This window comes from Gillisia marina (assembly GCF_000258765.1).
Lineage (GTDB): Bacteria > Bacteroidota > Bacteroidia > Flavobacteriales > Flavobacteriaceae > Gillisia > Gillisia marina.
In genome coordinates this window covers 1-9966 of sequence record NZ_AJLT01000044.1, presented here as the reverse complement: position 1 = coordinate 9966, position 9966 = coordinate 1, and the positions used below count along the sequence as shown (strand labels likewise).

The following is a 9966-nucleotide window of genomic DNA, read 5'->3' as shown; positions in this document are numbered from 1 at the left end:
TTTTTTTATTATACAAGGTATAGCTTCTACTTCAATTCGAAAGCCACTGTTACTTTTGCACTAATTTCCATTTCTCCGGGAGCAATTGTTTCCTGCTCTATAGAATCTGAACTGGCCTTCATTTCATTCATTCTATACATAGGCGGAAAATTACTGGTCTGCACTTCACTAATACTAATCGCTTTCCCAATGGTTTGATTTAAAGAGGAAGCATATTCTAAAGCCTTACTTTTGGCATTTAAAACTGCCTTTTTTCTAGCTTCAGACATATATTTATCCATTTCAGAAGATTTGAACTGCACACCATCAATCCGATTAAGTCCAACTTTCAGCAATCCACTCATGATTTTCTCGTAATTCTTTAAATCATCTAGTTTAATAGAAATAGCCTGATTTGCAACATAACTATAGGTCTTATCATTATAGTTATAATTCTTATTCAAATTCACATAGTCAGTTTGAATATTCTTTTCCGGCACCCCTTCAGATTTCAAATATTTTATCACCGCATCTACAACCGCATCATTTTGCTTCTTCACGTCTTGCGGATTATCACCGCTATGCTCTATACGAGATTTAATAACAACCTCATCCGGAATCACTTTTACAATTCCTTCACCATTCACAGTAACCGACGGAGTAATATTATTTATTTGTTGTGCTTGTGTAGCAAAAGTTCCTAATGCTGCAAAAAGTATTAAAATTGATTTCATTTCGATTAGATTATTAAGGTTTTTAAGTCTGTATTACAAGAAGGATACCATTCTAAATTTTTCCGGCTTTTTGAAGCACAAACAAAATAAGGATCGGGATTGCCAGAAGAATTACCATCAGCAAATGTTGCTCAAAAATCCATGGAGCGAGCATAAGAGTTAATACAAATCCTCCCACAGCACCACCAAAATGAGCGTCATGACCAATATTCCCAAGTCGCTTTTTCATCCCATAAATAGTGTACAGAAGATAACCTATCCCAAAAACGTATGCAGGAATCGGGATAATAAAAAACAAGCCTAACATCATATCCGGTCTCAAGAGAATTGCCGAATAAAGAATTCCCATTACCGCACCACTTGCCCCTACCGCACTATAATTTAGATCATTTTTATGAAAGAAATAACTCAGTAAATTTCCTAAAATTAAGCTCGCTAAGTATACAAGTATAAACCCAAGTGAGCCCAAATCATAGATCACCACATTGGCAAAGAAATAAAGGGTAAGCATATTTACAAACAAATGAGATGTATCTACATGCAAAAATCCGGATGTGAAGATCTGATATTTTGCTCCAGCTTTAATATCCCCAATATTGAATTTATACTTTTCAAAAAAAACAATGTCATTAAAACCTTTGAATGAAATTATAACATTTACCGCAATGATAATAATAGTTATCAAGCTTAAATCTCCCATAGATACTTCCGTTTAGTGCCAAATATAGCATATATTTGCCTAAATTTTTTGTTGATGCAGCGATTAGTTTTTTGGTTAGTCTACCCCTTTCTTTGGATAATTTCTAAGTTCCCATTTTGGCTTTTTTATAAAGTTTCAGATCTGATTTTCTTCATAGTCTATTATCTCGTTGGTTACAGAAGGAAAACTGTGATTAAGAACTTAAAACTTGCATTACCAAATAAATCTGAAACAGAATACAGGAAGATTAGTAAAGGATCTTTTAAGCATATGTGCGATATGTTTCTCGAAATGGTAAAAAGTATTTCGATTCCAAATAACGAGTTAAAAAGGCGCTATACTTTTTCTAATATTAGTGAGATCCAACGAATACGGGAACTAAACAAAAGCATAATACTTATATGTGGGCATTATGCCAGTTACGAATGGATAAATGCTTTACAACTTTACGGGTTGGATTATAGAGGCTACGGAATTTATAAAAAGGTTCAAAATCCACATTTCGACAAAATGGCTAAGGATATTCGTCAACGTTTTGACGGGGAATTAATTACCTCATCCCAAGCAACTGCAACAATCAAGAATAATCAGCAAAAAGGGATCTTAGGAGTGTATGCCATTGTTGCCGATCAATCTCCGAAACTTGGAAGAGCAAAGACCTGGACTAAATTTATGGGAACCACAGTACCTATTTTTATGGGATCAGAAAAATTGGCCAAGAATCTAGATATGGCGGTCCTGTATCTTCATGTAGAAAAGAAAGCTAGAGGATTTTATGAAGCTACTTTTGTCCCCATAACCGATAATGCTGCAGAAGAGCCTGATTTTAAAATCACCAATACTTTTCTAACAGAATTGGAAAAACAAATTAAAGAAAAGCCGGAATATTATCTTTGGACACATAAAAGATGGAAGCATAAAGATGCTCCCATCCCAAAAGATGCCAAAGTATTTCCTAGAACTTAGGCTACAATTGCCTTTATTTCCTCAATCATTTTTTCCGCAAGAGCATCTGCTTCTTGCTGAGTTTTAGCCTCCGTATATATTCTAATAATTGGTTCGGTGTTGGACTTTCTTAAATGCACCCAGTTTTCAGCAAAATCTATTTTTACCCCATCTACTGTAGAAATTTCTTCAGAAGAATGATTTTCTTTTACACTTTCTAAAATAGCATCCACATCCAACTCCGGAGTTAATTCTATCTTGTTTTTGCTCATATAATACATTGGGTAGGTTTTCTTAATTTCAGAAACCGTCATTTTCTTTTCAGCTAAATAAGTCAAAAACAAAGCAACACCTACTAAGCTATCACGCCCATAATGAGATTCCGGATAAATAATTCCACCGTTCCCTTCGCCACCAATCACCGCATTGCTCTCTTTCATCAATTCCACCACATTCACTTCCCCAACAGCACTCGCTCTATAAGTATTCCCGTGTCTATTAGTAAGATCTCTAAGCGCTCTGGAAGAAGATAAATTACTTACCGTATCCCCAGGTGTTTTCCCAAGTACGTAATCTGCACAAGCAACCAGCGTGTATTCCTCCCCAAACATTTCCCCCTTTTCGTCAATTAAAGCTAATCTATCAACATCTGGGTCTACAACTACACCAAGATCTGCTTTTTCTTTTGCCACTAATTTGCAAATATCACCTAAGTGTTCTCTTAAAGGTTCAGGGTTGTGTGGGAAATGCCCATTAGGCTCGCAGTATAGTTCTACAACCTCTACTCCCATTTTTTTAAGAAGCGCAGGAATCGCGATTCCTCCGGTGGAATTTACTGCATCTACCACTACCTTAAATTTTGCATTTTTAACGATTTTAGCATCAACAAGCTTCAGCTTAAGAACTTCTTCAATATGTCTATCTATATAATCGTGTATAACTGTAATAACCCCTAAATCATCCACATCAGAAAAAACAAAATCCTCTTTTTCTGCATAATTTAAAATTTTTGCTCCTTCTGCTCCGTTTAAAAACTCCCCTTTCTTATTCAGCAATTTTAAAGCGTTCCATTGTTTTGGATTATGGCTGGCTGTAAGAATAATTCCACCATCAGCATTTTCCAAAGGAACAGCGATCTCTACCGTTGGCGTGGTAGAAAGACCAAGATCTACTACATCTATTCCCAATCCAATAAGTGTATTCATAACCAATTGTTGAATCATAGATCCTGAAATGCGGGCATCACGACCAATTACAACTTTTAATTTTTTATTGTTATTTTCATTTTTAAGCCAAGTACCATATGCAGCCGCAAATTTCACCGCATCTAATGGGGTAAGATTTTCTGAAGGTTTCCCTCCTATGGTACCTCTAATTCCTGAAATTGATTTTATTAAACTCATGTTGTTTGAATTATATGTTCTATTGAAAACCGGTAAAAAGGTTTTCTTTCTATGTTAAAAATTAAATTTTAGCAAATATACATGGCTACGTAGGTCTTCCCCAAACCTTAACACAAATTAAACAGGATTTCGGTTTAAAATCTCATCGAGGACTAAATTTGGATACACCCCAAAAACTTTTATAAATTATTTTTCAGTTCATTTCTTATGGGCTTGGCTCGATGTTATTGATTAAGTACCTTGGAGGAATGAATTATCTCGCACATATTTATCTTTCCGGAGAGGTTGAAGAATTAAAAATAGGAAACTTTATTGCAGATTCTGTGAAGGGTAATAAATTTCAGCACTTTCCAAAAAAAATAAAAGATGGGATTATTTTGCATCGTGCCTTAGACACTTTTACAGATAAACACCCAACGGTAAGAAAAAGTACGCATCGATTATTTCCTACTTATGGTCATTACAGTGCTGTAATTGTAGATATTTTATACGATCATTTTTTAGCAAAAAACTGGGAAGACTATTCTGAAATTCCATTGTTTGATTACACTCAAAATTTTTATAATTTACTGCAAGATAATTACGAAATCTTACCACTACGAGTGCAGCAATTTCTGCCCTATATGTTGAAAGATAACTGGCTATATAATTACGCAACGCTTGAAGGAATAGGAAAAATTCTCTTTCAAATGGATCAGCGGACTAAAAATAGATCGAAAATGAAATTCGCCACTAAGGAGTTAAAATTGCATTATTCCCTTTTTGAATCTGAATTCACTGTCTTCTTCAATGAAATTATACATTATTCTTCTGAAGAAATTAAAAAAATAGTGAACCCCGGGGAAAGTACAAGAGGGACCAATTGAAAATTGACTTTTAAAAATTAGTAATAAATTTCGAAAAACTAAACCCTCAATGAGGGATTAAACTCTACCTAATTCTATGAAAAAATCCTTTTTACTTCTCGTTTTCAGTTTGTTTTTGGCCTGTAAATCTACGCCTCCAATTGCTTCTGAAAACAAATCCACTCCAGAAATTGGTTTGATCACTAAGCATGCAATGGTAGTGTCAGCAAGAGCTGAAGCTTCTAAAATTGCATCAGATATCATGCAACAAGGAGGAAATGCTTTTGATGCCATGGTTGCAACAGAAATGGCACTTGCAGTAAGTTACCCTTTTGCAGGAAGTTTAGGTGGTGGCGGGTTTATGGTATTTAGGAAAGCTAATGGAGAAATTGGAAGCCTAGATTTTCGAGAAAAAGCTCCACTTGCTGCTTCCAAGGATATGTATTTAGACGAGAATGGAAATGCTGTTTCAGAGAAAAGTCAGTTAGGAGGATTGGCCATTGGAGTTCCGGGAACAGTTGCCGGAATTTTTTCTGCTCACGAGAAATTAGGCTCTCTTCCTATTAAAACAATTTTAGCACCTGTAATTGAGCTAGCAAAAAAAGGATATGTAGTAACTGCAGGGCAGGCCGAGAGTTTTAACAACTACCAAGAATTGTTTGGGCGAATTAATAAAGATTCCATTTTATATACCAAAAAATTTAAAGCCGGGGATACTGTGAAGAATTTGGCACTTGCAAAAACGCTTCAAAAATTAGCAGATAATGGTAGAAGCGAATATTATGGCGGCGAGACCGGAAAAGTGTTAGTAGAATTCATTCAGAATAACGGAGGGATTATAAGCCTCGAAGATCTGATGGCATATGAAACAGTTTGGAGAGAACCAATCGCCTTTAAACACAAGAATTTAAGAGTTATTTCTATGGCACCACCTTCCAGCGGAGGAGTTGCATTGGCTCAAATAATGAAAACCCTGGAAAAATATCCCATTTCTGAATATGGGCACAATAGTTTAAAAACCATTCAGGTAATTACAGAAGCAGAGAGAAGGGCTTATGCAGATAGGAGTTATTATTTGGGAGACCCCGATTTTTATGATGTCCCAGTTGAAGAACTTACAAGTGAAAGTTATTTGAATTCTCGGATGGAAAATTTCAGTTTTGACAAAGCAACACCTTCAAACAGCTTGAAACACGGAACTCTTCCAGGATATGAAAGCATGGAAACCACTCATTATTCCATAGTAGATCAATTTGGAAATGCTATTGCTGTTACTTCCACCTTAAACGGAGCTTACGGCTCTAAATTATATGTGGAGGAATTAGGTTTCTTTTTAAACAACGAAATGGATGACTTTAGCGCAAAACCAGGAGTGCCAAATATGTTTGGTCTTATAGGCGCCGAAGCAAATTCTATAGCACCCCAGAAGCGTATGTTAAGTTCTATGACTCCAACGATCGTGGAAAAAGAGGGAGAATTCTGGATGAGTGTTGGAACCCCTGGTGGTTCTACTATAATTACTTCGGTATTGCAAACAATTTTAAATGTTTCGGAGTTTGGAATGAATATGCAAGAAGCAGTAAATGCACCTAGATTTCATCATCAATGGCTTCCCGATGAGATTAGATTTGAACCAATTTCTTTCGATAAAGAAATACTCAAGCAACTGCAGGAGAAAGGCTATATAATAAATGAAAAAGACTCTCCAATTTTGGGAAAAGTAGATGCTATTTTAAAGCTGCCAAATGGAAAACTTGAAGGTGGTGCAGATAAAAGGGGGGATGATACTGCTATTGGATTTTAAATTTTATTGAGAACATAAATAGAAAGGATTTGGATCGTCATACGTGAGAAATACAAAACCAAATTCGAACGCATGCTCTCTTTTAAAACATAGGGCTTCTAAAGGAATATAGTGCTCTACGCCCTCTCTAATGGAAAATTCAATAGGTAGAGAACTTGTAACTAAATTGTAATATAGCGTCGCATTGGCATCCAAACTTTTTTTTTGGGCACATTAATATTATCTTTGAATCCTTCCCTTTATTATTAGTAACCGCTAAATATTCCAAGGTATAGTTTCCAACAGGTAATAATAGTTTTTTATTCTTAGAGGTGTTCCAAGTATCTATAACCTCATCATTATTAGTATCCAATCCCAAAGGATCCATTTCTATTTCGTGAAACCCAGATTCGGTATTTCCAAAATAACAGCGCCCCTGACTGTCCTTTAGTGTCATTCGCACATATTTTAAATCTGAATTGGAGCAGACTGCGTGATTTTTTACTATTTCACCAGTTTCCATACTGCGTGAAGTTTCAATAGGAGTCACTCCAAAAGAGAGAATTCCCATACCGATAGTATCGTCAGTAATGATATTCGCATCATCGTTGCTGCTGCAGCTTAGAAAGATGGCAACGAATAGTAATAACGAGAGTGAAACGTTGAGCTTTTTCATAATTAGATGGTTTTATTTAGATTTTCAATTCAAGTTTTAAATTTATAACCTGAATTTTTATCATAAAGTTATCTAAGCATATGTGTCGCAGGGTAGTCTTTTAAAATGGAGGGAAGTGATTTCTGAAAATTAATCAAAATGAAGAATTCTCTTTTTAGAGGAATAAAATTAATAAAAATCATACATATATTATGTGGGAAAAATACCCATACTTGACATACCCTATATTTGATATTGTAGATTTAATTCACAAAAACTGTGATAAGGAAACACAAAAACAAGATCTATTGTATAAAAAAAAAAGCCCAAAACGTTAAGTTTTGGGCTTTTTTTTTTAAAAGAAATATCTTCTAATAAGGTAATTTTGAAATATTGAAGACCTCATTAATTATTTGATTGAAAATTAGTTGTTTTAATAAAATAAAATTTAAAAATTGCTGATTCAATAAAAATAATCGAGAAATGTTTCTACAATTTCATACACACTTCTACATATTGGATAAAAAAACCCGATGATTTTAATCATCGGGTTAAAAAATTTATCTAGCGTAATACCACCGATTATTGCTTTTCAATTCTACTTCTCTCCACATACTGTATGTACGAGAGTAATACCACCATTCATCATTGTGTCTCAAAACGGTTAAGCCGTAGATAACATAATATTCACCATTAATATACTCAGGAGCAGTAGGCTCTGTAGTACCTCCAGTAGAACCCCCGTACATTGCGTTAATACCAGTTTTATCTCCTGCCGAAAGTGCATTTCTTTGTGCATTAAAAGTACTTCCGTCTAGCTTTACAATAGTAGGTTGTCCATTACTAGAGAAAGAATACGAGCTATACAACATAATAGATCCAAAATCTAAATTAGAGGTAAATTCATCTCCATCAGATCCGCTGTCAGCGTAGGTCTTAAAATTATGCTCTCTTCCACTTTGAATGTTAGAGTAGTTTATTTTAATATGTTTATCTCTATCCACACGGCTTTGCTCATGCCATAAACCCACTGCATGGCCTATTTCATGAATAGTGTTTCCTGTAGAACAACCAGGTGCTAGAGTAATATTTTGTTTTCCACCAATCATACCTACATAAGAGGAACAACCAGAACCTGTGGTGAAATAAATGTAATTAGATTGAGATGTTCTTTGGACAAATTTTAAAGACGTGTTAGATTCCCAGTGCTTTATAGCATCTGTAGCCCTATTTTTATCAGATAAATTATTGTCTATGGAATAATAAACTGTGTTATTAGGCCATCTACCAGAGGTTCTTCCGACACTCTTTTCTTGAGGCTCCTCTCCTATTTCGTAAACTAATTTCACATCTTGAGAAGTAATCATATTGCTAGGAAGTAATATATCTCCTTCATAAACATAATCACCATCAATCTCTTCTACTGTTATTTTTTTTCCTGCGAAATAAACATCTGAAAGAAGCCCGAAGTCCTGAGGATAGGCTACTTCTACGTTTGCAGATAATTCTTTGGTTTCAATTAATTGTTCTTCTGTGTCTGGGGTAATTGAGTCTTTACTACAAGATAAAATTGCTAAAGCGGGTAGTAAATACAGTAAATTTAATCTCCTCATAAGTTGGGGTTTTAAAAATTTAATTGAACAGATGATTTTTAGTTTGTGAATCAATCATGTTCAGGTTATTAAAATAAATGTTACGAGTTGGGTTGTTTCAAAGTTCATTCCAAAAAACCAAGAGTAAAATCACAAATATTTAGATTTCAACCACTTAACATGTAATATTATTTTAATATTCATAACGATTATGAATATTTTAATTAGTTTCTAAATTTTATTTATTAAAAAAAAATTGTTCCAACAATATTTTAAGATGGAACCAACTTATAACACCTCATGAGGGGGGAGATATGAGTGTACATATAATTTGAATCGCTAAAATACATAAAAATACGATTAACGGTATTTTAATTTAAGTTTTCTTTAACTTTTAAAATTAAGACAAAAGAAAAGCTGTCCAAAATAATTCGGACAGCCTCTTCTATTAACACCTCTAATCATTATTAAAATAATTACTGGTGATTAATAAAATTAACTCAGCAAATTCGTCATCCCCCCGGTTGACAAATCTACAAGAGTCAATTTTTATCTAACCTATAATTATGGCCCATTACCAACTGGTGCGGCACAAGAAATAACTTTAACTCTTATATAATAAGGATAAGAATAGTCGAACCCTGAAAATGATAATGGAATTGCAGCTTGATTTCTATCCTCTGCATCAAAAGCAATTACATCTGGATCACAATCAGATTCCCAACAGCTAGCACTCATACTGCCATCTTGATTGCTTGGTCTTACTTCAACCTCATAAGCGATAATAAGATCGTCTACCTCACTACCGTCAATACTTAGCGAAATAGTTCCATCTGAAGAAGTATCAACCACCCCAAATGGATCTCCAACACTATTCTCTAGGACAAGACCTGTTTCAGCATTGGCAATCATTATGAAATCATCTTGATTATCAAAATCAAAATAAGCATAAGTGCATCCTACCTCTAGCTGTACATCTGGTATAGAACAAACAGCCGGAAGATTTGCGCAAGGGTCTCCATCTTCATCATCGCAACCATCACCATCCTCATCTTTATAACCGTCTCCAGGTAAATCATCAGGACAATCGTCCTCCACATTAGGAATATTATCACCATCTCTATCGTCATCACAAGCATCTGGTATGTTGTCGCTGTCTAAATCCAATCTATCATCCTCACCGGGACAAGTATCTTCCCCATTTGGTACACCATCATTATCACAATCTGCATCAACATCATTTGGATCACACTCATTTCCACCATTATCGTCTCCACAATTCACCCTAACATGCTCGTAACGTGGATTATTCAATAATTGACCATCAATA

At 34.8% G+C, this 9966-nt stretch carries 8 protein-coding genes and 1 pseudogene; 3 read left to right on the top strand and 6 right to left on the bottom strand.

Features of this window, described 5'->3' with window-relative positions; translation table 11 throughout:
• Positions 1–26: 26 nt before the first annotated feature.
• Positions 27–713 carry an SIMPL domain-containing protein gene (locus ON07_RS11190; RefSeq protein WP_010231371.1) on the bottom strand — a complete coding sequence of 229 codons (687 nt, stop codon included), beginning with the start codon at positions 711–713 and terminating at the stop codon, positions 27–29.
• Between the two features lie 52 nt (positions 714–765).
• A complete protein-coding gene (locus tag ON07_RS11185; protein ID WP_010231364.1) occupies positions 766–1413 on the bottom strand; it encodes a rhomboid family intramembrane serine protease in 648 nt (215 codons plus the stop codon).
• Between the two features lie 54 nt (positions 1414–1467).
• Between ON07_RS11185 and ON07_RS11180 the strand changes: the two genes are divergently transcribed.
• Positions 1468–2379, top strand: coding sequence for a lysophospholipid acyltransferase family protein (locus tag ON07_RS11180; RefSeq protein WP_010231359.1), 912 nt, complete (start codon positions 1468–1470; stop codon positions 2377–2379).
• Here ON07_RS11180 and glmM read toward each other — a convergent pair.
• On the bottom strand, positions 2376–3761 hold the full coding sequence (gene glmM, locus ON07_RS11175; protein WP_010231358.1) for a phosphoglucosamine mutase: 1386 nt from the start codon (positions 3759–3761) through the stop codon (positions 2376–2378). The genes ON07_RS11180 and glmM overlap by 4 nt on opposite strands.
• Positions 3762–4009: 248 nt before the next feature.
• Between glmM and ON07_RS11170 the strand changes: the two genes are divergently transcribed.
• Positions 4010–4627: an acyl carrier protein phosphodiesterase gene (locus ON07_RS11170; RefSeq protein WP_033445097.1), complete on the top strand. Its 618-nt coding sequence runs from the start codon at positions 4010–4012 to the stop codon at positions 4625–4627.
• Between the two features lie 76 nt (positions 4628–4703).
• Complete coding sequence (gene ggt / locus ON07_RS11165) at positions 4704–6410, top strand: gamma-glutamyltransferase (protein ID WP_010231356.1); 1707 nt, start codon at positions 4704–4706, stop codon at positions 6408–6410.
• 139 nt (positions 6411–6549) lie between these two features.
• Here ggt and ON07_RS11160 read toward each other — a convergent pair whose 3' ends face one another.
• The 3 genes and pseudogenes from ON07_RS11160 to ON07_RS16555 all read right to left on the bottom strand — a co-directional run.
• Entirely contained in the window at positions 6550–7065 is a 516-nt protein-coding gene (locus ON07_RS11160) for a hypothetical protein (protein ID WP_010231355.1), read from the bottom strand.
• A gap of 539 nt (positions 7066–7604) precedes the next feature.
• The gene (locus tag ON07_RS11155) at positions 7605–8657 is read right to left on the bottom strand and encodes a M12 family metallopeptidase (RefSeq protein ID WP_010231353.1); all 1053 of its coding nucleotides are present in this window, start codon (positions 8655–8657) and stop codon (positions 7605–7607) included.
• 543 nt (positions 8658–9200) lie between these two features.
• Positions 9201–9966: pseudogene (locus tag ON07_RS16555) on the bottom strand (hypothetical protein); the annotation flags it as partial.